A 26,313-nucleotide genomic window follows, 5' to 3' on the forward strand; every position below is an offset into this window, starting at 1 on the left:
ATGCTAAACGAGTCCTTTTCTGCGTCGAATCCACCAATCGGTGGTCAAACAACCAAGAATGATCCAGAGGTTGGACCAACGATTCCATAACGGAGTCACTTGTTGGGTTTCGGTCACATGCGGGTCCAGGGACACGACATGCAAGACTTCTTCTAAGGCCGCCGGCGAAATGCTGAGCCCACCACTGGCTTCGGAAATCTGTCGAAGCAAGACCGGATCGGCTTCAGTCATCAGGTGTTCCAAATCGCCGACTGATTCCACCGAAAACGTCGCGATCGATTCAGGCGTTTCGGTGTTTGTCGTTTCAGCGTTGGTCGTTTCCGAATCTGCGGCCGCACTGGTTTGGCGTAGCGTTTGGATCGTCGGCCCGATGGCTCGGACTTGGTAGACACCAGCGGGCAACCGATCCAGGGTCACTTGATAGTCGCCCGGTGCTTGTTCGCTCTCGATCAGTTGCAGCGTCTGCGGTTGGAAACCGTCGTTTGCCAATCCAGAATTCGACGACAACTGAACCTGAACATCGCCACCGCGAATTGGCCGACCCGACGCATCAGCCAAACGAACGCGAACGCCTGGTCGTTGACCGGCGTCATAGGTCGAACGGTCTGATTTGATTTCGACCATGCTGTCGCCCGAAGCCAAATCTGAAGTCGTCATCCAGCGAACCAACTGACCCCAAAAACGATGGTGGTACTGATCGCCAGCACGGACGCGAAGTCGATAACTAATCGGCGACGAAAGATAGGCGACTCGTCCACTGCCAACCCGATGCACACTCAACCAAGCCGGACGGAATGATCGGTCACTGCCGGATTGCTGATCGAAACCCTGCTGCTGATCGAAACCCTGCTGATCAAAGCTGCTTTCTCGCTCAGCCGATAGTGACGCCAGAACCGATGCAGTCGGTTTGGCGGCATGAAAAGGCGAAACAAAACCCGGCATGGGTCCCGACATCCAACGTCGCCAAAGGACAAAATTCTCTTCGGCGCTATTGTCCAATCGGATTGACGGATGCATCGATCCCTCCAACGTCGGCGTCGGACGGATTTCGTTTGACACCGGCATTTGCATGGACGTGATCGGCAACAAATCGAACCAGGGCTGTGACCGATAGGCCGCTGGCATAAATTGTCGCCCCGCAATCGTGATCAGGTTACCGCCCGACCGAATCCATGTGTCCATTGCCTGGCAAACCTTGGGCGTCAAAACGTCGGGCGGTAAATCACCCAAAATGACCACATCGAATTTCGACCAACCGTCCACCGTGCTGGGTAACCATTGGCCGACATTGGCGTCTTGACCGGAATCTGAATCTGTATCCAGTGACAGCGTAGATTTGACCTTCGGCATCAACAACAACTTGTCCAGTTCAACACGACTGTCCCGCCTGAAGAGTTGTTCCAAATAACGGTATTCCCAACGCGGTTGTCGGTCGGCAATCAAGAGAAAAAGCTTGCTCTTGATCGTTTCGACTGAAAAGACAGAGCTGTTGTTTTGCAGGCTCGATTCATCCTCGACCGCTTCCACGTTCAAGCGGTACTGTTTGCGTCCGGGCCGCGAACGTGGCAAACGAAACTCAACCGCAACATCGCTAATCTTGGATGGAAATTGGACCGACTTTGTCGCGATGACTTGATCGTCTTGGCTTAACGTGACGACCACTTCATCGTTGTCACATTCGTATCCCGAAATGACGGCTTCGACGATCGGACGATCTTCTTGGTAAACCATCGACGGCGCGTTCACTCGATGAATCGCAACGTCGCGTGTCCGCCGACGACTACCAATCGCGACGGTGAACACCGGCGTCCCCATCAACCCAGCGGCAACTTCGACGGGGCTTTGTTGCGACTCAGCGTTGTGCTGCCCTTCGCTCAACATCAACACTGCAGCCAAGTTTGCTGATGGATTTAACGACTGCACAAACGACAAAGCAGATGAAACGTTCGTGCGATTGCCATTTGCACTTCCAGAAGAACCAGCGGCGACATCAAGCCCCGCTTCCCACGAATCGGATTCCAGCGGAACAACGTCTTCGGAAAACACGGCTCGACGCAACGAAACCGATGCATTGGTTGATTGCTTCACCTGGGTTTCAAACCGCGACAAAAGGTCGGCGACGTGTTGTTTTCGTGATTGCCGTAAAGTTCCTTGCGGAATCGAAACCAGAGATTGCAAGTTTGCTCGAAACGTTTCGACGTCAATTTTGGCAGATTCAATCGCATCTGATCGCAAGGCCAACAAGGCGAGTCGCTCGGCGCGTTCGACGTTGTCCTGCAGTTCCTTGGACGCCGTTGTGGCTTCTTTGAGTGACGCCAGACAAGCATCCGCCAATCCAGGGTCCCGATCACGAATCTTGGCTACCTGCTGTGCCGCCCGATCCAACAGCCCCGGACTCATCGCTTCGCTTCGCTGGGCCATGTTCAGATTAAGCTGAGCACGTTCGATGATCGCAAGCGGACTGTCCGGGTCCGCGATCGCGTTTTGCCACTGGGCATTGAGAGCGGTCCCGACAGGATCAATCGTGTCCATGCTGCCACTGGCGTCCGCCAAGACAACGACTTCAGCTTTTTGGCTAGTGGTTTCAGTTCGATTCCAAGTCGGTTGAGCGACCATCCAGACTGCGACCACAATGACCACCGTTCGCAACAAAGCCAACAACAACGTGGACGGTGTTCCCAGCAATTCACGTTGTCGAAAGAGCCAAGCGATCGCAAACACGATCAGGATGACGGTCAAGGCAATGCTAAAACCAAAACTGAGTGTTCCCGATGCCTGAAGTGATTCGCGAATGACAATTTCTGGCTTGGCGATTGTGTGAGTATTTGCCTGAGCCAAAACGACTATTGCATTCATACCGCGGCCTCCTTCGCCAAGCTTGGCGAATTGCCGAACGCGGGTGCGTTCGATAGACCTGACACGTTTTCATCTTCTTCGACCGTTCCCAATTTTCCGTAGCGACGAAGTGCCGCGTAACCGGCCAAGAAGGTTTCTAGGATGATCGCAGCAATCAGACCGACTAACAGCGCTGGCCAAAGCCGCAATCCCTGGTTGCCCGTAACGTCGATTTTTGGAATTGTGGAAAGCATCGCGGGAAAGTCGAACCCTGATGCGCTGCGATGGAAACTGACGTCTTTTCGCGATGCCAAAGCCTGCCATCGATCGGGTGACGCCGGAATGATCTTGGATTCTTCCGAAGCACCGGACACCGAAAAGAACACCTCAGCGATTTGGTCATCATCCAAATCTTTCAGGCGGTACAACCCAGCACGCTGCGTTTGGTCAAATCGAACCACGCCTGCCAAGGTGCTGCCATCGTTTTCACCCGATGGCAACGCGATCAGCCCTTCCTTGGCCCCATCGGGCAACGTCAACTCAAATTCGTGATCGATGGATTCGACGTCGTGACGAAACATCTGGCCCGCGGCAAGATTGAAATTTTCTGAAACTGGCTGCGAAAGATGATCCAACACCTGCAAAACCCAAACAACAAAACACTTGGATAAAGCAAAGTTGGACCACGAAGGATTCATCGGCAGCGACTGAACCACGGTGCGACCGCGACCAACCGACGACAGGATCGCAATCGGATCACCTTCGAAGGTACGCAGCATCACGCGTGACGCGGATTCCATCGATGGAGCCTGCAATTCAACTCGTCGCCGAATCCGAACCGCATCCAGATCCAATCGCTGGGTGTCTGAAAGTGCCGCAAGGATCGAATCGGTGGGATCTGGAGGATGTAAACGCTGCATTTGCTTCGCCGACGCATTGATCACCAATCCACCAACCAAATCGCCAGATCGCGAATTTCCCGCTAACAAATCACCAGCGTTCCCAATGCCTAGACCGCGTTGGCCAAGCGATTCGTTGATCCAATCGCGGTCCGTTTGCGCGTCCAACGTGATCCACAACCCCGCACCGCGGCGGACCTGGTTGACGATGCTTCGCAGCGACGCAGGCGGCAATGTCGCACCCCCGAGCCAAACGATCACCGGATATCGCTGCCAACGCACGTCGTCAAGATCGTCGATGTCCACGACTTCGGGTTTGAACAAACTGTGCCATGACGCTTTGCTACGATCGTTCGTCTTCCCTTTGCCTTTCGATTCATCGACACCCGTTTTCCATCCACCCAGGTTGCGTCCCAAAGCGGCGGCCAAGTAGTCGGCATCAGTCGGCGCTGATCCGAATTGATTCTCGGCGTTCTGAATGACTAGCATCGGGACTTCTTTGACGACTTGCATCACGACGTGGCCGACGTCATCAGCAGCCAACATGTCCGCTGCACCTGACTGTTGAAGTTTCAATTCAAACGTGATCGCATGCGTTCCGGCTTGATCAATCGACAATTCAGTTTGCACCAGTTGCTGCGAATTGGGCTGGATCGATCGCAAGACGGATTCCGCGATCACAACACCGCCTTTTTTCCAGACACAAGAAACCTCTGGCGAAGCGATCGAGCCACCGTTCGCGACGGTGGCTGACAACGACACCGATTCACCGCTGGCAATCGCACGACGCGAAGACTCGACCGAGACCACCGCCAACTGATGTTTGACTTGCTGCGTTTTCTCGATCTGCATCAAATGCAATCGCTGTCCTTTTCCCACCGCCATTGCTGACGCTGACAAAGGCATTTCCCAACCCGCATCGGTGTCGTCAGTAAACAGCCAGATATCCAAATTGGAAGTGTCCTGATCGATCGTCGCGGTTGCGGTTGCCTGACGTACCGCGGCGGCAAAATCACCGCCACCGCCTCGGGGGCTAAAATTGGCAACGGCACTCTGTATCTGATCCATCGAATCGGCACCCGATGAAGTCGATGCGATTCGACGTGCAGGCGTTCCGGCCGCCCAGACCTCGACGGGCGTTGATGCGGGAAACGAAGCGATCAATTCGTCGGCGGCTTTGCGAATCGATTCAAAACAATCATCGGCCAGCGTTGATCGTGTGTCATCGATCAGTACAAGCTGAGTCGGCAATCCGTCGTTTTCAGAAGTCTGGCCCCACTTCAACAACGGTTGAGCGAGCGCGCCGATCAGGCAAGCCAACAACAGCATTCGGGTCGCCAGCAGTAACCAGCGATCCATTTGCGACATGCGTTGCCCACGTCGTGTCGGGTCACGCAAAAACTGCATCGCGCCCCACGGCACGACATCCCGCTGCCGTTTCTTCATCATGTGAATGGCAACCGGGATCCCAATCACGGGCAGCGCCAACAAGAACATCGCTCCAAGAAAACTCATCGGCGGCGTCCTCCGGCACGAGCACGCGCGGTCGCGGATCGAAAGATCAGAAATTGACGCAGTGTTTCCGCGAGCGGCTGATCAGTGCGTAGTTTCAAGTGGTCGGCGCGGCTTCGCTTGATCGCATCAGCCACCTGACGACGATGCTTGCCAAATCGTTCCAGATACGCATTGCGGATTTGACCCGCGTCCATTTCAAGCCTGGATCCAGTCAGTTCCAAGTCCTCAAAGACCACGGTTCCGCGAAACGTGAATTCGATCTCCTCCGGTGCCAACAATTCAACGACGACACAATCGTGCCCGGCCGCTGTCCAACTTGCCAAACTTTTTCGCAACGCATCAGGATCGCCGAAGCAATCCGAAATCAAGAACATCATGCCGCGTCGCCGACCGCTCGGACGCAGCTTCATCAAACAACCTGGCACATCGCTTTGTCCCGTCACTTTTGCATCCGCCAGCGTTTGATTGATGCGATGAAGCGTTGAAGGACGCAGCCCCGCAGGGATCTCGGTCTGCAGCGAATCATCCACCACCGCCAACCCAACCGAATCGCGTTGACGCATCAACAGCCGAGACAAACATGCGGCAATGCTTCGTGCGACGTCAAACTTCGATGCGGTACTTCCCGCATAGCTCATCGAACCACTGGCATCGACGACAATCAATGCCTTTAAGTTTGTTTCGTCTTCGTAAGTTCGGACGTGGTAGCGATCGTTTCTGGCATGCAGTCGCCAATCAATTCGGCGAATGTCATCCCCAAACGAATACTCGCGATGTTCCGCGAAGTCACTCGTTCCGCCGCGATGGGTCGAACGGTGTTTTCCTGAAAGCAAGCCATCAACGGCGTTTCGCGCGAGCAGTTCCAATTGCCCAAGCGCCGCCGAAGGATCGGCGGATAACGCCAATTCCTTTTTCGGGATTGCTGGGTTGGCTTTGAAACGTTGAAACAGGTTCATCAAACCCGTCCATTGACGTTGGCACCGGAAACGGATTGAATCAAGCGATCAAGCAATGCTTCGATATCCACGCCATCGGTTTCTGCGTTGAAGGTCAACACCATTCGGTGGCGAAACACGGGCCGAGCCACCGCGCAAACATCTTCAGTCGTCGCATGGTGTCGCCCGTTTAGCAGCGCCCGCGCCTTGGCCGCTTTGATCAGCGCCAAGCTTGCTCGCGGACCACCACCATATTGAACATAGGGCGCGATCTCGGCTGGCATTTTGGAATCACCGGGACGCGTCATGCGAGCGAGGTCAACGGCGGCTTCCATCACATGATCGGCCACCAGAATCCGACGCGCGAGTGCTTGCATCGATCGCAGTGAATCCGTCGTCATGACGGGCTTCATTTCAACCGCAGCAGCACTCGTTTGACGTCGGCAAATTTCGATCTCTTGATCCCGCTCGGGATATTCAACCAAAATCTTTAACAAGAAACGATCCAACTGGGCTTCGGGCAACGGATACGTTCCCTCCACTTCGATCGGGTTCTGAGTCGCCAGCACAAAGAACGGGTTGGGCAATTCATAGGTCGTCCCGGCAACGGTCAACTGCCGTTCTTCCATCGCTTCCAACAAAGCACTTTGACTCTTCGGCGGCGTTCGGTTGATCTCATCAGCCAACACTAAATGATGAAAGACCGGACCTTGGACGAATCGAAAGACCCGTTTACCGGTCGTACGATCTTCTTCCAGCACCTCGCCGCCCGTGATATCGGCGGGCATTAGATCGGGCGTGAACTGGATCCGAGCAAAACTCATGTCGATCAACTTCGCCAGCGAACTGATCAACAAAGTCTTCGCCAACCCCGGCATCCCTTGCAGGATACAGTGCCCGCGACAGAGCATGCCGATCATCAACTGCTCGATCATCGGCTCCATCCCAACGATCACCAAGCCAAGTTGTTGTCGAAGCTGGTCATAGGCTTCGCGACATTGCAGCACTTCTTGCTGAGTCGCTTCGGTTGACTGTGTTGACTGTGTTGAATTGGCGGAATGCGGCGGCGGGGCGGGTGACGAGTCGGTCGGATGATTCACGGATGGCTCCTAGGGTTGCTCAATTGCTGTTTCAGAAGGTGTTAGCAGGCCGTCGTTGTCTTGGTCGTAGTCGCTGAATTGTTTCGTCGATCCGAGAAACTCGCCGCGAGTCAGCGAGCCATCTTGATTGGAGTCCATGCCGGTAAACCAATCGGGAACCGGCACGGCCGCAGCATTGATTGGCGTCGTCACAACACGCGGCGTTAAAGATTTCAACTGTTCAGTCGCGTCACTGCCCTGGCAAACGACCAAGTGGTATGCCAAGGGCCATTCCATCGGCGACACGATCCCATCTTGGTTGCAGTCAAGTGCTGCGATTCGATTCGCTGCATTGCGTTGCTCCACTTCAACGATCCGTCCATCGGAGTTCGCATCAATCACGCTCCATATCGGATGCTCCGCAACCTTGGCAGCGATTGAAACTTGGCAACTCGGCACACTGGCCAGGCCTTTGTTGATGTAACCATGGACCGTTAAACGAATCGCGGGACGGGGGGATTTGTTGTTGAACGTTGCCTGAACTCCGCCAGGGATCTCGGAAACCGAACCGGATTCGACATGCACAGAGACCTGACTGCCAAGTGTCTTTGCGATGGTTGTGTCAAGCATTTGATCGACCACCGATGCAACTTGATCAAACACACCCGATGAACGGACTTCAACGACGGCATCCACGGTATCGATCAATTCGGCGTCCCCGGTTTGCGATTCAGAAATGGCTGGACGATTCCTTTCCAACTCCCCGTCCAACTCCCCGTCTGACTTCCCGTCTGACTTCCCGCCTGACTTCCCGCCTGACTTCCAGGCCAAGTTCCAGTCCAGCGAGGGCGCGGTCGATCTGCGTGTCCGCATATTTTTGGAAAAGTTTTCTTGCACTTCCACCAACGTAACGATGCGGTCGCGGTTCGAATCGAGCTGCTTGAGACGCTCGGACAGGCCCTGCCATTCCGAATTTTGCAGTACGCCGTCGCGATCCAAATCCATCCAAGCAGCCAGAGGTTCGACCAACTGGCTGGGGGGAGAAACCGAGTCGCGGGCGATCAGCCACAACGGTCCTGGACGCCATTGATCCAACATCCAATTGAGTTCTTCACGATCAGCCGTTTGGACACCTGTCGCTCGTACCAACCGTTCCAACTTGGTTAAAACACTGTCGCGATCGTAGGCCGATGGCGTCACGGTGACTTCTTTAGTGTTATCACTCGGTTTTGACTCAGTTGCGATGGGCTGCTCCACCCCAGCACGCTCGATCACTTCGTCAAGCAACTTCTCTGTGGCCCGTTCCGGTGACAAACCATCGATCAACACCGACATTCGAATCAGGAGATTTCCGTGCGGCGTTTGCAACACCAACGGCACATGGTCTCGCTCGCTACCCGCGATCACGGTTGGCAACATCCATTGACCGCTTGCATCGGTTTCGTAGCCCGCGAGCTTGCGAGTGGCCGAATCTCCATCAGCGCGGTAGATACCAAACGCCGGGCTGGTCGTCATCCCATTATTCACCGCAACAGGCAACATCGCAGCGGTGATCTGCTTGTCCGGACTGCGATCATCAGCAGCAAACGCAGGCGAAAACCCTAGGCTTGCAACCGCCATTACCGCCAACCCAATCGGCCGATAGAAACGAACACCATTCATCCGATCAAGTCCCATACCGGTTCTGCATCAACGATTGGCACTGGACGACCGCTTTGATCGATGACCGTTTCTTCGGGTTGGACACCCGTGGCTTGGCAAATCGTTGCCAACCACTCGGGAATGGTCACGGGGTTTTCGACAATCGTCATCCCGTCATCGGACGTCTTCCCGTAAGCCTGGCCCGCCGCGACATCGCCGCCCGCCAGCACTCCCGCAAACGCTCGTGGGAAATGGTCGCGTCCCGCGTTGTTGTTGATTCGCGGTGTTCGACCAAACTCGCCCATACAAACGACTGTCGTTGTTTCCAAAAGCCCGCGTGATGAAAGGTCGCTTAGCAGCGCGGCGAATCCGGCGTCTAATTCACGCGACAGGTTTTCAACCGCAGGGAAATTCTGCGTATGGCTATCCCAGGTGCTTCCACCGATGGTGCTACTGCTAAGCGTCACCTCGACACAGGAAACACCCGATTCGACCAATCGCCGAGCCAACAAACATCCTTGACCAAATGTACCAACGCCATAATTGCGACGAATCGATTCTGGTTCACGCGACAGGTCAAACACTTCCGCCTGACCGCTCGTCATTAACTCCCTTGCGTTTTGGTAGGTTCCTTGATGAGCAACCAGCCCTGGATTCTTACGATCAGCAATGAAGTTTCCCTCCAGTGCATCCCATAGCTCCACGCGTCGTTGCCAACGATCTTCGTCGATCGAATGATGACGCGAAAGCGAGTTGACCGTTAATGATGCAGGCGTGCCTGATCGAATATCGGCATCGGCGTTGGCACCCGTCGCCACCGCAACTTCCATCGGTTGAAAGCGAGGCCCCAAGTAACCGGAACCAATCGGCCGAGCGGCAATGAACCCGCTTCCGCCAACCGACACAAGCGGCGGCAGCGTCGTGCGGCTTTCGGTCAATTGATGCCCAATCAGCGATCGCAGAGCCGGAGCCTTCATTGGGCCGCCCATCTTTTGACCGGTCTGCAAAAAGTATGACCCTCGTTCGTGATCACCTTCCTTGCTGGTCAACGTGCGAACGATCGCCAACTTGTCAGCGTGTTTGGCTAACTCGGGTAAATGTTCGCTAAAGCGAACGCCGGGAACGTTGGTGGACACTTCTGAGAACTCGCCACCATTTTCATGCTTGGGCTTCATGTCGAACGTATCGGTTTGACTGGGGCCACCCGACATCCACAAGATAATGCACGCACGACGCTGGTCATTCTTCGCGGCCCCCATCGCGATCCGGGGAAGAAAACCAGACACAGCGACCGTGCTGGCGGACAAAGAGCCCTGCAAAAAGCTTCGACGTTTCAGGTTAGCGTTCATCGTAAAAATCCAATACTCGCGAACGAAAAATCAAGACTGTGATCGTTCTTGGCAATCGCGTACAAAAAAGTGAGCCGCGACGCGTAAGCGGCCGGGCCTCGACGCGTAGGTGGCTGAACGCCAGTCCCGGAGGGACGAAAGCTCGGTGCCGGGTGCGTAGCACCCGGAAACAAGCGAACACCACTCCTCTCTTCCACGAGCGATCGGCGGCAAAGCCGCCGATCGCTCGTGGAAGAAACAATCCGTGGGGCAACATCAACCGGGTGCTGACGCACCCGGCAATGGGCTTTCACCGCTCCGCGGCTACGGTCGTTGATTTGTGTAGCGGCCGCGAAGTTCCAAAGCTGGACGCTTTCGTAAGCGGCCTGGCCTCGACGCGTACGCGGTTGCAACATTCGCACTGCCCGGCCGCTTACGCGTCGCGGTTCACTATCACGCCAAATTTTCATGATTGTTTACTCCCTAATGATTGGTCGCGAATTCGGCGCTGTTCAACAATGCCCAAACGAGGTCTGACAATACTTCGCTGGTTTCATCTTTCCGCACATCCTGCAAGATACGATTGACCGCAGCGGATTCCCGTTGCGACGGTGGTCGCCCAACCAATGACAGAAACACGGTCTCGATCCGATCAGCGTCGCTGAAGAACGGTGCTCGCAACCCGCGAAGCAAACGCGAACTGTCTTCACCGGCTGATAAATTCGACAGCGTTCCGTTCATCAATGATAACGCTTGCGGGATACCGGCTTGGTATTCCAAGACCGAATCAGACGTACTGCCGAACTTTTCAACAAACGAATCACGAGCCGTGTTATTGACTCGGTTCAATCCGAGTGCAGGATCCAACGCAACCGACGATTCACCGAGCCCGCCTGACGCCACCAACAAACAATCGTACAACTGTTCGGCCGTTAACCAGCGAATCGGCATTGAATCAAACATCGGGCGATCGGTGTCAGATTCAGTTTGACTGGATCGTTGATAAGCATCCGACAAGACAATTGCCGAAACCAGACTGCGGACATCGTAATTCGATTCGATGAAGAACGCAGCCAATTCTTCTAGCAGCTCCGGTGACAGAGCTGGATTGTGTGTCCCAAAATCATCGCGAGGGTGAACCAGTCCAGCACCGAAGAAGTGCGACCACACGAGGTTCACCGTCGCGCGTGCGAACTGACGGTTGGTCGGATCTGTGATCCAGTCGGCCAACTGACGCCGTCGCTGATTCGATTCGGGTTGCTCGTTCAATCGTCCGCCGCCCAACAACCGCGGTTGAACCACAATCTCCGTATCAGGAAACGTGACTTCTCCGTCGCCGACGTCCCTGACCTGCAACACGCTAGACATCGCATTCATCTTTCCCTGCGGGCGAGAAATCCGAGCAAACAACGCAGCGTAACCCCAAAAATCGGTTTGCGTCCATGTGTCGTAGGGATGGTCGTGGCACATCGCACAATCAATGCGAGTTCCCAGGAAAGTCCGCGCCGTCTGTTTCGCCAAATGATCGGGCTTCATTTCCAAAGCGGTCGTAAACAAAACCGGCCCAGGGTCACCGACGCGTCCTTGTGCGGTCAACAAGTCGCGAACAATTTGGTCGTAAGAAACGCGAGCTTCAAATTGTTCAGCCAACCAGGCCTGCAGCGCCGGTTTGCCACCAAACTGTTCCAATTCAACATCAGGCGGCAACAACCATCGCACCCAAACAGACGCCATGTTGGAATCAAAGTCGGGTGAATCCAGCATTCTGCTAAGTAACGAAGCGACGTCAAACTTACCGCCATCAATGCCCTGTCGAATTTCGGCCACATGAGGAATCCGGCCGGTCAAATCCAAATGCATTCGTCGAAACAGTGTCGGTGCATCGGCGGCCGGTCCAGGTTGCAAACCTTCATCGTCCCAAACACTCTTCAAACGGTCATCGACCCTGGTCGCCATCGCTTTCGCATCGGACGGCACCTGAACCGGTAGCGGTTGCGGCCAAGTGCGAGTGGGCTCGGTTGCGACGAATGGTTCTGGGCCAGCGTCAAGAGGCAGCGAGACCTCTGGTTGACGCGATACGGCGACCGAGCTCGCATCTTGTTCTTCGTTGTCGTCCTTAGCATCCGACTTGCCCATGGAAAGCGAATCGGTTGCAGGCTTGGTTGACCGGTCGGACATCATTGACGCCCAATCCGGGGGAACCCCAAGCGATGACAATTGTGTCGGACCTTTTTTGGGATACGCAAGCGGCAGTCGCGAATCGGAATTGCTGTCCCGAACATCGCCGGAATCATCCAGATCAATCCAAACGGGCAGACCGGTCGATGAGTCGATACCGAAGCTCGCATCGAATGCTGCCTGTTCAACATCCGCCTCGGCGAAACGAACTTTCAAAATGCCGTCTGCTCCGCCGGACGTATCTACGGTTTGCCATGATTCGTTGACAACACGCAGCCCACTGTTGCCGTCGCCGCGCAGAGCATCGAGTACACGCAATGCTCGCACCTGAATGCTTGACCGAACCGATTTCGCATCCACCAGTGATTTCGATTGTTTGGTTTCGCGATCAAACGTTGCATGGGTTCCCTTGGTCGCCCATGCAACCGAACTCGAAGATTCGACCGCAGCGAATTTCCCGTCGGACGACACCCAACCAACGAAACTCTGGCCCTGTTCCTGAAAGTTGACTCGCAAGAACGCCTCATCACTCAATCGATCTCGCATCGCATCAAAGCTGTAGACGGGCCGGGCCGGCCAAAGCACCATCACCAACACAGCCGCCGCAGCCGCAACAAAACCCAACGACAAACGACGCCATGATCTGGGACTTTTCGCAGTCGGCCGCTGAACGTTATTTTCGATTGCTAATTGACTTTCAGCAAACTGGTTTTGCAGCCGTTCCTTCAACTGATCTTTAAACTGTTCACTCGGCGAGACACTCGAAAAGCCTTTATCAAACATTTCCGCGATGCGAGAGCCCGAAGCATTGTTGTCAGAGTCATTTTTTCGATCACTCATCATCCGGCTCCCTGCTCTGGTGATGAAACAATGGAAGACTCCGCTGGCCTTGCTTGCAGCCGATCACACTCTTTGCGAAAGCTCTCCCGCGCTCGATAGAGCAATGAATTGGCGGCTGACATACTTAGCTCCAGAGCCGTGGCCACTTGCTGGACTGAAAAACCATCGAGATAACAAAGTTCAAGAGCATCGCGATGATCGCTTGGCAAACGCCCAAGAATGCTTTGAACCAAATGACAATCCTCCTGTTCTTCCATCGCCGAAGATGGCGAAGCCGCCTCCGGCACGTCACGTTCTGTCGTCGCGATCACCGCCCAAGCCTTTCGCTGAACCTGATTCCTGCGAATCCAATCCACTGATTTGTTCCTGACCACTCGCCGTATCCAAGCCATCACAGCCAAATCCGATTCGGGCAAATCGTCAAGCTCCTTCACCAACGCCAAAAAGGCTTCCGAACAAATGTCCTCAGCCGCACATTGATCGCCAACCTGATTCCAGGCGTACCGATAAACCGGCGTGATCAACCAATCATACAACTCGCCAAAGGCCTCGCGGCCTCCGCGTTTTGCTCGACTGATTCGCTGCGAAGATTCCAAGAACAAGTCCGTAGATCGGGGCCAGAACTACCATTACAGTCGTGGGACGCGAAAGATGCGCTCTCGAAAAATCAAGAATAACAGATTATTCAGCAACACTTCTCGGCAAACGCCTGCACGTTCTGCCCTTAGATCCAGGTGGTAGCTTGTTCGCGATTGAATTAACCACGGATGGCTTTCGCGGGACCACGGATGTTTTGGGGCGAAGGGATTTTCGATAGCGGTTTAGATTATTTTCTTATTCGCCATCCGCCCACCGGCCGCGCAACATCCGTGGTCCCGCGAAAGCCATCCGTGGCGTGCTATTTACGCTCCGGTCGCTTAGATCGGCACCCGCACTAGTAGTCCATGTCAGCTCAATCTTCGGTTAGGAGGTAGCGGAAGTCGCGTAGACTTTCGGCGTCCCCCTCGTAGCCGAAACTCTTGGCGAGTTCCGCTACCCGAAAATTGAGGTGACGCGGAATACTAGCTGCGATCCGTGATCGCAATCAAGCAGGGCAACACCGTTAAGTTGACGATCGCACCCACGACCAGTGTCATCGCGACCAGGATTCCGAAGGTTGACGTTGGCACGAACTCGCTGGTCGCCAATCCTCCGAATCCGATGACCAGTGCGATCGTTGCCAGTACGATGGCGGCACCGACGTTGCCGGCTGCATGCACGGCGGACGAACTTGCGTCATGGCCGCGGCCTCGTTTGCGTCGATACGAGGTCAGGAAGTGGACGCTTCCGTCGATCGACAAACCGATCGAAACCGCTGCGATCATTGCCGATCCCATGTTGATCTTGCCGCCCATCCATCCCAGTCCAGCGATCACCAACAGTGCGGGCAACAAGTTGATCACCAACGCAATCGACGCTCGCAGGACCGATCTTCCCGACACCAACAACAGCAACCAGACCAACAGTGACGATGCGGCAAAGCATCGCCAACCATCGCGAATCAATTGGTCGATCAAGCGTGCCATCAAGACGTAGTAGCCGGTCACTTCGGCCGACTTCCCAATCTCGGTGCTTGCGATCACCGAACGCACTTCTTGCATCAAGGCAATCTTCTGCGTTGAACTGATGTCTTCTTCACTGCGAAGCATTAAACGCAGCTTACGTGATCCGGCTTCACCACTTTGCTGCGAATCCGCAGGACCGCTCATCAATGCGTTGTAGAAAACTGGAACGATCGCTTGCATTCCACCGAGTCGAACTCGCGACGAAACCAACCGCATTAAACCTGACCGAGCGACGACCGCATCGGCATCGGCCAGGCTGATGACCTTGGTTAGACGGATGCCATCGAGGTCAATCTGACGAAGCTTCTTTTCCAGCGATCGAACCTGTTTCAAATACGACGACGAAACCACTGGCGGAGCATCAATGATGACGTCCCAGACGCCAGCGCCACCGAACTCCTCCTCCACGCGACTGTAAGCCGACACGATATCGCTGTCGCTGCGAAAGTTGTTCAAGAAACTCGTCTCGGTTTGCGTTCGTCCGATCCCGCCTGCAACGACCATCACCGCCAAAATGATGGCAACGATCATCAATCGAGGATTCCGCACTGAAACACTTGCGATTGCCAAAATCGAATGACGCAATTTGGTTTGCAGCGGTTCCAGCACGCTGCCACGCACGCCATCGATCCAACGCGCGGGCACAGAAGACGCAAACCATCGCGGATTGCCAATCGCCATCATCGCGGGCGACCACAGCGCGAGTCCCACCAGCGTGGACAGCGACGCAATCGCAATCATCCAACCAAATTGCTGCACCGGCAAAATGCGGGAAACAGAAAGAGCGGCAAAGCCAGCGGCATCGGTTAAACAGGTCCACAGAATCGGCATCGCCAACAACGAAACCGCGACCATCGTCGCGCGAGCAGGCGAATCTCGTCGCCGGCGAATGATTCGATATCGGACGCCCAAATGCAACACTGACGTGACAGTGATCACGGTCACGATCGCCGTTAGGATGGTGGACACCAATGACAATTCCATGCCAAAGGTCTGCATCAGTGCCTTGGTCACGGTCACTGACCAAGCAATCACGATGACGGACAGCAGAACGAAACGCAGGTCCAGCAGAGAGAACAGGACGACGAGCGACAACAGGATCACGGTCAGCGTCGCCAGCCATTTTCCGTCTCGCTCAATCAAGTCGAACGCTTCCTCGACCAAGACCGGCTCACCGACCAAGACAAAGTCTTGCATCGGAGAATCCGTATCTGCATTCATTTCGCGAGTGACTTCCCGCATGCCCGCAACCGCCATTTCGACTTTCGCCGGATCCAACATCGCGACGACTGCGCCGTGTTGGTGATCGGGCGAATGGGTGTAGCCGACAAACATCTGGTCGAACCCTCGTGCAACACTCTCGCGTCGATTGATCAGCGGCGGACCGCCAGCCAAAAACGATCCGGGCTTAACCTTCTTGACCAAGTCGTTCAAAATTGACGGAGAGATGACGCCGTCGATTCCAGGTATCTTGGCGACCGCTTGCGTTACCTTTTCGTTGCGAGCGATCCCTTCGGCTGACCAAAGTTCAGCGTCGTGGTACACCAGCATCGCGACGGCATTGCCACCGAAGTCGTCTTGCAATGACTGATAGGATCGCAAGTCCTGGTCGTCGGGATCGAACATGGACGTGATCGTTCGATCAAACTGCAATTGGCTGGCGATGGGCCAAGCGACGAAGAAGCACGCGATGGCGACAACGACACTGACAATAGAGCCCCATCTTTGTGGAGGACGTTCGTCGCCTGTGGAATCAATATCGTCTAACATGGTGAAACTTCAAACAGCGATGAGATCAAGCGTGACATCAGTCCTAAAACCACTCAGCCGATTTTCCGGCCATCGACTTGGGATCGCGGTATTTTTAGTCGCAGTGGTTTTTCGCGGAGCGGTGGGTTGGGTCTTTGTTGACAATTTTGATGCCGATCCAGACGCCTACGCCGCAATTGCCAATTCAATCGAGCGAACAGGAGTGTATGGACTGACCGACGATCAGGGAATCGCGCGTCCGACGGCGTTCCGGCCGCCGCTGTATCCGTGGATCCTGGCGGTATTATCGATCAGTGACCAGGATCATCGAATTGAGATCCTTGTGCTGCATGCGATGCTGGGTGGTTGGACAGTTTTGGCGACGTTCTTAATTGCGATGCGATACACGTCGTCGCGATGGTCGTTTCTGGCGGCGGGATTGGTCTTGTTGGACCCAATCTTGTTGATGCAGTCAACGTTGGTGATGACGGAAACGTTGGCGACAGCACTGGCGGCGACCGTGTTGTGGTGGTGCAGTGTGATGACATCGCATTCTCGTAGGCCGGAACGAGCGCAGCGAAGTTCCGGCAATCCGATGCTTCTACGATGCAATTGCCGGAACTTCGCTGCGCTTGTTCCGGCCTACTCTGTTCCGGCCTACTCTGTGCTTGGCATCTTGCTTGCGCTCAGCTATCTGTGTCGGCCAACGTTTTTGGTCTGGGCGGTGCTGCTGTTGTTTGCACTGGCCGGCGTCTCCGCTTGGCGACAGCGATGGGTAAACATGCTGCAACCCGCGATCGCTCTCTTGATCGTCGCCGCGGGCGTTGGTGCTTGGACAGCTAGAAACTGGACAGTCATCGGGCACCCGGTTTGGGCGACCACTCATGGCGGGTACACGCTGCTGCTCGGGAACAACCCGATGTTTTATCAGCACTTGCGAACGTCACGCCCAGGAGAAGCTTGGGACGCAGAACCGTTCTTAGAAGACTACAAAAATCGGCTTCAAGAGCATCCAGAAATCGTTGACGAACACAGTGACGATCGTTGGGCCTACGAAAAAGCAAAAGCCACGATCGTCAGCCAACCACAAGTGTTCGCCTATTCCAGTCTCGTCCGTCTGGCCCGCCTCTGGTCACCGATGCCACATCAGGTCCAAGGTCGCTCGGCGTCAATGAACCTCGCCGTCGGTATTTTCTACACCTGCGTGTTTTTGACCTCGCTAATTGGCCTATTCAAACAACGCCATCGCCTGCTCGAACCATTCATGCTAGCTGGTTTGACGCTAGCGATCACACTGTCCGTCGTTCACAGCGTCTACTGGAGCAACATGCGAATGCGAGCCCCACTGACCCCCGCACTAGCGGTCCTGGTTGCGGCAGGATGCTGCCGCAACGTCAAAGTGAACACTGATTGACGGTGTACGGTTTTTGTTTTCTAGCCACAAAGGGCACAGAGGACACAAAGAAACAGAGAGCCACAAGAACCACCGCGAGTGCAAACCTTTGTGTTCTCTGTGCCCTTTGTGGCTAAAAAACCTCAAGTACAAAAGTTTCTGACCAAAGATTGATTTCGTTCACCGATGCCCATCATTGCTAGCCACAAAGGGCACAGAGGACACAAAGAAACAGAGAGCCACAAGAACCGCCCCGAGTGCAAACCTTTGTGTTCTCTGTGCCCTTTGTGGCTAGAAAACCTCAAGTAAAGAAACATATCCCCAGTTTGCTGGCCGGCCGGAGGCATTTGTGGTTCGGAAGTGGGGATTCGTGGTTCGGGCTGTTGGCGGCTTATCGGTGGGGCGAATCAGGGGTATAATGCACGTCGGTACTGAAAAAACACGCCAAAACGTCACCCCCCAATACGAAGGGAAATCCATGTCGGTTGGAGAAGGTCTAGAAAACATTGAAATCAACGCAACGCCTGAAGATCTCGACGAGGACGGATTTGTGTCCTTGTGGAACATCGCCTCCACCACCGTCGAGGGCGATCAAGAGAAAACGCGGGCACTAGCGTCCGCGTTTCTGGGCTTTCTTTGCAAAAAAGAATGCGACTTCGTTGTCGTCAGCACTTCGGGTGCCGAATACTTGGACCAATGGTTCGAGAAGGACAACAAAATTCTGTACGCCTGGAAGCCCGACAGCGAGATGGTGGACGTCGTCGCTCAACACGCCGAGGTTCCGTTCATCGCGTTCAAATCGTTCATGGAAAACCAGAAGTTCAAATCGACTGCGAACTACAGCCCGCGACGAATCGACCGCGTGGAATGGTTCGAGAACAAATGGAACGTAGGTTAATCCAGTCCTTTGGTTGCCTCGGCTACTGCTAACGCCAGCAAACTAGCCGACCTGGCTCGTCTGTGTGACGAGTCGGCGGGAATCAACGCGCGGGTTGTCGCAGCAAGGCCAAAACCGGTCGCTGCGACACCGCCTGGCGACAAAAAAAATCGCCCCAAAAAAGCGACCAGCAAAGCGACCCGAAAAGCCCCCAAGCCGTTGGCGTTCAGCGGCGTTTGGGGATCACTTCGCGGAGTCTTCGCGGCCGCTCTTGCTCGCCAGCACAAGAACGTGCTGATGCTACTGCCGCAAGCCGCCGATGCCGACATTGTCGCCGGTGACGCTCAGGCGTTTGGTGTCGAAGACGCGATCTCGTTGCCACTTTCGTCAGCCGAAATCACAGCCGCAGCGATCCGCGACGACGATTACGCCGAGCGATTGCAGGTTCTGCAGCGTCTGCAAAACCGCGACAGCAACGACGACCAACCACTGCTGGTGACAGCTTTCATCGGCGGAGCATTGCAACGAGTTCCAACGCCGCAGGCCCTGGAAGATTCGACGCGAAAGATCAGCGTCGGCGACGAGATCGATCCGGCCGACATCCGTCGCTGGTTAGCCGAAGCCGGTTTCGCTTCCACCACGGCTGTTCAACTGCCCGGCGAATTTGCGACACGCGGCGGGTTGCTGGATATTTATTCAGCCGACCAGCCGCACCCCATTCGCATCGAATGGTTCGGTGACGAAATTGAATCGATCCGCCGCTTCGATTCAGGCAGCCAGCGCAGTATCGAATCGGTCGATCACGTCGAAATCGCTGCGGTCGGCGTCGCCACATCAACGGAAGAAGAAACCACAACTGGCTCATCCAATGATCACCGACTCGGTTCGATCGTGGACTATTTGCCTGCTGACACTTTGGTGGTGATCGTCGATCCGCTGGAAACAGAAAAATCGGCAAGCGACTTGGTTTCTCGCACCAGTGAAAATGCAAACCTAATCACTTATGCGGAGCTTCAAAAATCGCTAGCCGAATTCCAAACGGTCACAGCGACCGCACTTGCGAGCGGCCCCAGCAAGAATATCGTCGATTTGCATTCGACTGGCGCGGATGCGTTTGCCACATCGCTGGACGAAACACGAACTCGAATCGACACCGTCGCCGCCGGGCATCACGTCATCCTGGTTGGCGATACGCCTGCCGACGGCGAACGCTTGACTGAATTATTGCACGACACCGATGCGTCGCGCAGCGGGCGAATCCACTTGGATGTTGCTCAAATTAGCGGCGGATTTCGGCTGACCGACAACGAAGTATTGGTGCTGACCGGTGCCGAACTGTTTCACCGCAGCCCCGTTCGTCGTGGGCGCAGTCGGTCACGCGGTAAGCCGATCAATTCGCTGACGCAGTTGGAACCGGGCGATCTGGTCGTTCATTTGTCCTACGGCATCGGCCTGTATCGCGGGCTTCAGCACATTGAAAAGAACGGCCAGCATCTGGAACACCTGACGATCGAATTCGACGGCGGCAGCAAGATCTACGTTCCCGCTTCACGGATCGGGTTGGTCCAGCGATACGTTGGTGGGACCAAAACACAGCCACGGTTGGCAAAGATCGGCGGTCAATCTTGGGACCGTCAAAAGAAGGCGGCCGAATCGGCGGTTACCGACATGGCGGGCGAGCTGCTGGAGATGCAGGCCCAGCGAAGTGCGCTGCGCGGGATCATCTTTGATCACGACAACGAATGGCAGCGGCAATTCGACGCCAGTTTCCCCTACATCGAAACGCCCGATCAAGTCACCGCGATTGCGGCGCTGAAAGAGGACATGGAATCCAACCAGCCGATGGATCGATTGATTTGTGGCGATGTTGGATTCGGAAAAACCGAAGTCGCGATGCGTGCGGCTTTCAAAGCGGTTTCCAGTGGCTATCAAGTCGCGGTGCTGGTGCCGACAACGGTGCTGGCCGAACAACACTATCACAACTTTCGTGAACGGATGGCTGAGTTTCCGGTCGAGATCGGGAAGTTGAGCCGGTTCTGCACGGCGGCCGAGCAGCGCGAAACGGTCAAGGGGCTAAAAGCCGGCCGAGTTGATATCGTGGTCGGAACGCATCGCATCGCCAGCAAGGACGTGGATTTTAGTCGCTTGGGTTTAGTCGTCGTTGATGAAGAACAACGGTTCGGCGTCGCGGTAAAGGAACGACTGAAAACGCTGCACAGCAACGTGGACGTGTTGACGTTATCGGCGACGCCCATTCCGCGAACTCTGCACATGGCATTGGTCGGGGTGCGCGACATCAGCAACCTGGAAACGCCGCCCGCTGAACGACGCAGCGTCGAAACCAACGTCATCCGATTCGACGAGCAAATGATCCGCATGGCGATCGTTCGCGAACTCAATCGTGGCGGACAGATTTTCTTTGTCCACAACCGCATCGCGGACATGGAACGCATTGCCAGTAAGCTGCGTGACATCGTGCCGGAAGTCCGCATTGGAATCGGGCATGGACAAATGGGCGAAGGGGAACTGGAACAGGTGATGGTCGATTTTATTGATCACAAGTTCGACCTGCTGCTGGCGACCACGATCATCGAAAGCGGATTGGACATTCCCAACGCGAACACGATTTTCATTGACGATGGCGATCGATACGGGTTAAGCGATCTGCACCAATTGCGTGGGCGAGTCGGTCGGTACAAGCATCAAGCTTACTGCTATTTGCTGGTGGACCAGCACAAGCACCTTTCACCGGAGGCGACCAAGCGGTTGCGGGCGATCGAAGAATTCAGCCAAATGGGTGCCGGTTTCGCGATTTCGATGCGAGACCTGGAAATCCGTGGTGCTGGAAACTTGCTGGGCAGCCAGCAAAGTGGTCATATCGCGGCGATCGGCTACGAATTGTATTGTCATTTGCTGGAAGATGCCGTTCGCCAGATTCAGAACCTGCCGCCCAAGTTAACCGCTGACGTTGACATCGATTTGCCGGTCGAAGCGTACCTGCCTGACGGTTATGTTCCCGATTTACGTCACAAGATCGACCTGTATCGCCGATTGGCTAAGATAAACGACGCTGCGGAGATTGAAATGATTCGCGAAGAACTGCAGGATCGTTTTGGTTCGCCCCCCGATGCGGTTAACCGAATGCTGGAATTGGCTGAATTACGACTCGATGCGGCCGCGTGGTTGATTGCATCGATCACGACCAATAACCGTTTCATTGTCCTCAACTACACCAACCGCCAGCGAATCGAACAACTCGCCAAGACATCGACGATCCCGATCCGGGTTGTCGATCACAAAAAAGCTTATATTCCGACAACCGAATACGACATGAACACTGACCAAGCCGGAACCAGTTGGTTGCAATTGGCAAGGGCAGCCCTTCATCTCGGTTGAACATCAATCGACGAATTTCAAACACTCGTTTCTAACACTCGTAGCAACGTTCATGAAGATCACTCGCAACCCCACTCGTCCCGTCTCGGTCGGCAACATCATCATTGGTGATGGTCACCCGATCGCCGTGCAGAGCATGACCGCGACGAAGACGCAAGACATCGACGCCACCGTCGCTCAAGCCGAAGCGTACCGCGAAGCCGGTGCGGGCGTGGTTCGAATCGCGGTTGACAGCGACAAGGACGCGATAGCACTCGGCGAAATTCGCAAACAAACGACCGCCAACTTGGCCGTGGACCTGCAAGAGAATTTCAAGCTGGCCGAACTGGTCGCGCCGCACGTGGACAAGATTCGCTACAACCCTGGCCACCTGTATCACCACCAGCGCGACAAAACGTGGCAGGAAAAAGTCCAATTCATTATCAACCAAGCCGTCGAACATGACTGTGCGATCCGCATCGGCGTGAACTGCGGCAGCGTCGATCCGGCGAAGAAAGCGAAGTACGACAGTGAAGACGCGATCACTCCGATGCTAGAAAGCGCTTTGGAACATTGCGAGTTCGTGGACTCGCTCGACTTCCATCGCTTTATCGTTTCGCTCAAAGACAGTGATCCATCGCAGGTGGTCGAAGTCAACCGCCGCTTCGCCGAAGCCCGGCCTGACGTCCCGCTCCACTTGGGCGTCACCGAAGCCGGCATGCCACCGGACGGAATTATCAAGACGCGAATCGCTTTCGAGCAACTGATCGGTCACGGAATCGGCGACACGGTTCGCGTTTCATTGACATTGCCCAACGATCGCAAACCGGAAGAAGTTAACGCGGGTCAGAGCATTATCGAGGACATCTATGCGGGCCGAGTTCGCAGTGTGGTCAAGTTCGACGACACCAAGTTGAACATCATCAGTTGCCCGAGTTGTTCACGAGTCGAAAACGAGGCGTTCATTGATCTGGCCCAGAGTGTCAAGGAGATGACCGAGTTTGCAAAGGATTATCAAATCACGATCGCCGTGATGGGATGCCGCGTGAACGGACCAGGCGAAACCGACGACGCCGACTTGGGCCTTTGGTGCGGCCCGGCAAAGGTGAACTTGAAAAAAGGCACCGAAACGATCGGCGCGTTCGGCTATGACGAAATTCTACCAAGGTTGAAGCTAGAACTAAATCAGATCATCGACGAACGATCATTGGCCTGAACCCATTCACGCAGATCGCAAGACTAGCTTGCAATTTGCACCTCCACCGCGTGACGGAATAGTACGGACGTGTTAGCGCCCAGGAGGCGGCGCTTTTCGGTTATGAACGTGCAACTTTTTTAGTCGCCTTTCGCTCCGCGAAAGCAGCGGATTCGCTACTTTCGCGGAGCGAAAGGCGACACTAATTCCCCGCTCGTTCCTTAGCCCCGGATGGGGCGTCAGCACTCTGCCATTGGCCATTGCCCACCGGTAATCAAACCAAAACCATGATTTGCCCCGGAGGGGTAATAGAACCGAAACCTGGACACTCCTGGGCGAACAACACCAAGTGGTCGGCTCGGACCTCACGATTCGATAAGCATTCACCTAGCTCTGGAACAGTTTGATGATGGCAAACACGGATGAGTTCCTTTAGCCGCGTGGGCATCGCCCAACGCGTTGTGCTGGACACGGACGCGCGGGGCGATGCCCACGCGGTTAAACGAATTAGAAACCCTTCTCGGTGTTGGATAGTGCTCACCAAGTGAATTGATTTAGACAAAAAAATTAGAGACAAAAAAATGACCGCGGCAAAATTTTTTTGTCTGTAATCTTTTTGTCTTTCATTCCACTGCTGAATCCAGGCGTAGCAATTTCAAACGCTAAGAAGACCTATCGTTCCAGATGACAATGAGTCAGTTGAGTTTCATCTTCCCGGTTTGGTCACCAGAAGATTTATTGCTACACCGCCGGACGCGCGGGGCGATGCCCACGCGGTTAAACGATTTAGAAACCCTTCACGGCGTTGCCCTCGTCCTGGCTTTGGCTCGGCCTCTGCCGCGAGCGGGAGAGGTGATATGGGTTTTTGAATTTTGTGCTTTTAGCTTATGAAACGGGGGCTGCCGTCACTGTCGCTAACCGGGAGCTATCATTGAAAGTAGGCTCTTTCAATGAAGGCTCCCAAAATCGGTACGACCAGCACGACCGCAACCAATCCCGTCATTTCACTGCCGCCCAAGCAGGTGTCGGAGAAAGCTGCGCGCTGGAGCGGAACTGAAAACTTGCCGGAATTGGTGGAAGAATCTGGTTCGCAAGCCACTCCAGATGACCTGAAAACATCCCAACGTCCGAGCGGTTTTCCGGCGTTCTTGGTTAGCACGATCTTTCACACCGCTCTGTTGATTCTGCTCGCTCTTCTTGGGATGCCCAGCCAAAGTGAACGAGGACTATTGTTGACGGCGCGGCGCGGTGAAGCTGCCAACGTCCTTTCGCTGCAACAAATTGATTTAGAAACACAGGACTTGAATGAGTCCAGCGACGATGCTGCGACAGATGTTGTCTCGATCGAAATTGCTCCGCGGGTTGTTGAATCCGCATCGCTAAAACCTTCGCCCGTGGTCACGGACACGTCCGTCGTTCCGATCGATGATGCTCTGGCGGCATTGTCAGGCGGAAGTGGCGAAAGCACGTCATTGATCCAAATCGCAACCGGTGGCGGGCTGGCTGGCCGATCGCCGGAAAAGCGAAAGCAGTTGGCGATGGCCAATGGCGGATCGATCGCGAGCGAGAACGCGGTGGACATGGCGCTGGATTATTTGTCGCGGCATCAACGACGCGACGGAAGTTGGTCGTTCGATTTGAAACTGGATCCCTGTGGCGGCAAATGTCGCAACAACAAAAAAGCTGGCGAAGATCCGACTCCGCCGACCGCCGCAACTGGACTAGCGGTCTTGGCGTTCCTCGGTGCCGGACACACTCATACCGGCAACGGCCCCTACGCCGATCAAGTCCGACGCGGACTGTATTATCTTCGCAGCGTTGCCAAGGAATCAGAGCAGGGTCTCGATTGGCAAACCGGCAGCATGTATGGGCATGGCATTGCAATGATGGCCGTCGGGGAAGCGATGGCGATGACGACCGATGGCGATCCAAAGAATCACGAATTCTATGACTTGATGTACGGCGCGACATCGTTCACCTGCAACGCCCAGCACCGCAGCGGATCGTGGGGTTATTATCCTCAAAGTCCCGGTGATTTAACGTTGACCGGATGGCAAGTTCTGTCTCTGATCGGTGCAAGACGAAATCACATTCGGCTGCACACCAACACACTGGCGGATGCGAAAGAGTTCACGCTATCGACTCGCGAAGACGATCGATTCTGGTTTGGCTACAAAGGACCACCTGGCGAACCAACCACGACAGCGGTTGGCTTGACGTTGATGCTGTACCTGGGCGAACCGCCTGGACGTTCGCGAATGATGGAAGCTCTATCCGAGCTAGCCCAGCGCGGTCCTACACTGACCAACATCTACCACGACTACTACGGAACGCTCGCATTGCATCACAGCCGACACAGTTTCCAAGGCAAACATGATTGGGAAAAGTGGAACGGCGTCCTGCGAGACCACTTGGTTCAAACCCAAGAAAAGACTGGTCACGAAAAGGGATCATGGCACTTTGACGACCGTTGGGGCAACGTCGGCGGGCGAATCTACACAACCGCAATGTGCGCGTTAACGCTGCAAGCTTACTACCGATACGAACCGTTGTATGGTCCAGCGAACTCGTTTCAGTTGGACTGATCGATTCCCTCGTCGCCAACAACGGTCTACCAACCACGCGATCGGTAATGGACGTTTCTGCTTCCACCAAAGTAGGCTCGGTTAAACCTGTTGCCGTGGTGAACCCGAGGTTGATGCGCGCGTTGCACCGGGTAGCTACGGATTAGTTCGTTTAGCCGCGTGGGCATCGCCTGGACTGATGAAAATGTGTCGTTGTCAACTTGTCACGACCCTTGAAAGTAGGCCGTAGCGAGCCATAGCGAGTTACGGCGGTGCGCAAATTGCCGTAACTCGCTATGGCTCGCT

General features: G+C 55.0%; 14 protein-coding genes. 5 read left to right on the forward strand and 9 right to left on the reverse strand.

The genetic code is table 11. From position 1 onward, the window contains the following. Positions 1 to 3: 3 nt before the first annotated feature. The 9 genes from RC85_RS09285 to RC85_RS09330 form a co-directional block, all read right to left on the reverse strand. Complete coding sequence (locus tag RC85_RS09285; protein WP_068261570.1) at positions 4 to 2,856, reverse strand: hypothetical protein; 2,853 nt, start codon at positions 2,854 to 2,856, stop codon at positions 4 to 6. Further along, entirely contained in the window at positions 2,853 to 5,249 is a 2,397-nt protein-coding gene (locus tag RC85_RS09290) for a BatA domain-containing protein (protein ID WP_068261573.1), read from the reverse strand. The genes RC85_RS09285 and RC85_RS09290 overlap by 4 nt, the downstream gene beginning before the upstream one ends. After that, positions 5,246 to 6,205: a DUF58 domain-containing protein gene (locus RC85_RS09295; RefSeq protein WP_068261576.1), complete on the reverse strand. Its 960-nt coding sequence runs from the start codon at positions 6,203 to 6,205 to the stop codon at positions 5,246 to 5,248. The genes RC85_RS09290 and RC85_RS09295 overlap by 4 nt, the downstream gene beginning before the upstream one ends. Then, positions 6,205 to 7,284, reverse strand: a complete 1,080-nt coding sequence (locus RC85_RS09300; RefSeq protein WP_068261579.1) for an AAA family ATPase — start codon at positions 7,282 to 7,284, stop codon at positions 6,205 to 6,207. Before RC85_RS09300 ends, RC85_RS09295 begins: the two co-directional genes overlap by 1 nt. Positions 7,285 to 7,293: 9 nt before the next feature. After that, positions 7,294 to 8,925, reverse strand: a complete 1,632-nt coding sequence (locus tag RC85_RS09305) for an EF-hand domain-containing protein (protein ID WP_149752532.1) — start codon at positions 8,923 to 8,925, stop codon at positions 7,294 to 7,296. Further along, complete coding sequence (locus tag RC85_RS09310) at positions 8,922 to 10,253, reverse strand: DUF1501 domain-containing protein (protein ID WP_068261585.1); 1,332 nt, start codon at positions 10,251 to 10,253, stop codon at positions 8,922 to 8,924. The genes RC85_RS09305 and RC85_RS09310 overlap by 4 nt, the downstream gene beginning before the upstream one ends. 462 nt (positions 10,254 to 10,715) lie before the next feature. Continuing rightward, positions 10,716 to 13,250, reverse strand: coding sequence for a DUF1553 domain-containing protein (locus RC85_RS09320; RefSeq protein WP_068261590.1), 2,535 nt, complete (start codon positions 13,248 to 13,250; stop codon positions 10,716 to 10,718). Continuing rightward, positions 13,250 to 13,846, reverse strand: a complete 597-nt coding sequence (locus RC85_RS09325; protein ID WP_068261611.1) for an RNA polymerase sigma factor — start codon at positions 13,844 to 13,846, stop codon at positions 13,250 to 13,252. The genes RC85_RS09320 and RC85_RS09325 overlap by 1 nt, the downstream gene beginning before the upstream one ends. A gap of 465 nt (positions 13,847 to 14,311) precedes the next feature. After that, positions 14,312 to 16,624, reverse strand: a complete 2,313-nt coding sequence (locus tag RC85_RS09330; protein WP_084422507.1) for an efflux RND transporter permease subunit — start codon at positions 16,622 to 16,624, stop codon at positions 14,312 to 14,314. 1 nt (position 16,625) lies between these two features. Between RC85_RS09330 and RC85_RS09335 the strand changes: the two genes are divergently transcribed. From RC85_RS09335 to RC85_RS09355, 5 genes are all read left to right on the forward strand, one after another. Further along, complete coding sequence (locus RC85_RS09335; RefSeq protein ID WP_149752530.1) at positions 16,626 to 18,017, forward strand: ArnT family glycosyltransferase; 1,392 nt, start codon at positions 16,626 to 16,628, stop codon at positions 18,015 to 18,017. A gap of 457 nt (positions 18,018 to 18,474) precedes the next feature. Beyond that, positions 18,475 to 18,894, forward strand: a complete 420-nt coding sequence (locus tag RC85_RS09340; protein ID WP_149752529.1) for a hypothetical protein — start codon at positions 18,475 to 18,477, stop codon at positions 18,892 to 18,894. Positions 18,895 to 18,903: 9 nt separating this feature from the next. Beyond that, a complete protein-coding gene (gene mfd, locus RC85_RS09345) occupies positions 18,904 to 22,269 on the forward strand; it encodes a transcription-repair coupling factor (protein WP_068261595.1) in 3,366 nt (1,121 codons plus the stop codon). A 52-nt stretch (positions 22,270 to 22,321) separates the two neighbouring features. Then, positions 22,322 to 23,464, forward strand: a complete 1,143-nt coding sequence (ispG, locus tag RC85_RS09350) for a (E)-4-hydroxy-3-methylbut-2-enyl-diphosphate synthase (protein WP_068261598.1) — start codon at positions 22,322 to 22,324, stop codon at positions 23,462 to 23,464. A 929-nt stretch (positions 23,465 to 24,393) separates the two neighbouring features. Beyond that, the gene (locus RC85_RS09355; protein ID WP_068261600.1) at positions 24,394 to 26,028 is read left to right on the forward strand and encodes a prenyltransferase/squalene oxidase repeat-containing protein; all 1,635 of its coding nucleotides are present in this window, start codon (positions 24,394 to 24,396) and stop codon (positions 26,026 to 26,028) included. The last annotated feature ends 285 nt before the right edge of the window (positions 26,029 to 26,313 follow it).

The sequence above is a fragment of the Rubripirellula obstinata genome (genome assembly GCF_001642955.1).
Taxonomy (GTDB): domain Bacteria; phylum Planctomycetota; class Planctomycetia; order Pirellulales; family Pirellulaceae; genus Rubripirellula; species Rubripirellula obstinata.

Excerpts from the sequence above, each read along its gene's own strand:
- RC85_RS09285 (WP_068261570.1), bottom strand. The coding sequence starts at position 2,856 with ATGAATGCAATAGTCGTTTTGGCTCAGGCAAATACTCACACAATCGCC.
- RC85_RS09320 (WP_068261590.1), bottom strand. The coding sequence starts at position 13,250 with ATGAGTGATCGAAAAAATGACTCTGACAACAATGCTTCGGGCTCTCGC.
- RC85_RS09310 (WP_068261585.1), bottom strand. The coding sequence starts at position 10,253 with ATGAACGCTAACCTGAAACGTCGAAGCTTTTTGCAGGGCTCTTTGTCC.
- RC85_RS09355 (WP_068261600.1), top strand. The coding sequence starts at position 24,394 with ATGAAGGCTCCCAAAATCGGTACGACCAGCACGACCGCAACCAATCCC.
- RC85_RS09330 (WP_084422507.1), bottom strand. The coding sequence starts at position 16,624 with ATGTTAGACGATATTGATTCCACAGGCGACGAACGTCCTCCACAAAGA.
- RC85_RS09305 (WP_149752532.1), bottom strand. The coding sequence starts at position 8,925 with ATGAATGGTGTTCGTTTCTATCGGCCGATTGGGTTGGCGGTAATGGCG.
- RC85_RS09290 (WP_068261573.1), bottom strand. The coding sequence starts at position 5,249 with ATGAGTTTTCTTGGAGCGATGTTCTTGTTGGCGCTGCCCGTGATTGGG.
- RC85_RS09295 (WP_068261576.1), bottom strand. The coding sequence starts at position 6,205 with ATGAACCTGTTTCAACGTTTCAAAGCCAACCCAGCAATCCCGAAAAAG.
- RC85_RS09340 (WP_149752529.1), top strand. The coding sequence starts at position 18,475 with ATGTCGGTTGGAGAAGGTCTAGAAAACATTGAAATCAACGCAACGCCT.
- ispG (WP_068261598.1), top strand. The coding sequence starts at position 22,322 with ATGAAGATCACTCGCAACCCCACTCGTCCCGTCTCGGTCGGCAACATC.